This window comes from Bartonella sp. CE47NXGY, from assembly GCF_042195415.1.
GTDB lineage: Bacteria > Pseudomonadota > Alphaproteobacteria > Rhizobiales > Rhizobiaceae > Bartonella.
In genome coordinates this window covers 1-572 of the sequence record NZ_JBHIOI010000280.1, presented here as the reverse complement: position 1 = coordinate 572, position 572 = coordinate 1, and the positions used below count along the sequence as shown (strand labels likewise).

The window sequence follows — 572 nt, the reverse complement described above, 5'->3', positions numbered from 1 at the left end:
CTAATTGAATACCAAGTGATTTTAAATTTTACTTTTGGTTTTTAGTATAAAAATGTAGTGCGTAAATGGACATGTTTATTAAACTGCGTGTATGCAACATGAGAAAGAATGAATAAACTAAAAAAAAGTACCAAAAAACGATATCTAAATACCAAAATACAGTATAACTATTTGGAAAAATTAAAACGACAAGTGCTAAACTTATTAGCTTTAAAAGTCGGTGCATATACTGTTGTAAATCACGTGTTAATATCTTCCAACCTGTTGTATCATCATCTTTATATTTTGGATTGTTCTGCAACTCAAAAGGAATATGAGAATTGCATAAAATTACAAAAATATTTGTTATTATTATCAAACCAAAAGATGCAAATATCAAAATACCTTGGATAAAATAGGGATTTTTTTTAATTTCTAAAAAGCATAAAAATATAAAAATTATAATACCAAACAAGGCTCTTAGCTGCTTATCTGTAAACATATTTATTTCCTGCGGTTTTTGATAATTTTTTGATCTCTTTATTGATCTCATCTATGAGAGGTTCGTAATTGAGAACGCTTTTCGGAATACC

1 protein-coding gene is annotated in these 572 nt (G+C 26.9%); it reads right to left on the bottom strand.

The window, feature by feature from the left end; translation table 11 throughout:
- Positions 1-28: 28 nt before the first annotated feature.
- Positions 29-481 carry a hypothetical protein gene (locus tag ACFIL3_RS11105; RefSeq protein ID WP_375610908.1) on the bottom strand — a complete coding sequence of 151 codons (453 nt, stop codon included), beginning with the start codon at positions 479-481 and terminating at the stop codon, positions 29-31.
- Between the last annotated feature and the right edge of the window lie 91 nt (positions 482-572).

What these genes read in the sequence shown, in the direction of transcription:
- ACFIL3_RS11105 (WP_375610908.1), bottom strand. Translation starts at nt 481, where the DNA reads ATGTTTACAGATAAGCAGCTAAGAGCCTTGTTTGGTATTATAATTTTT.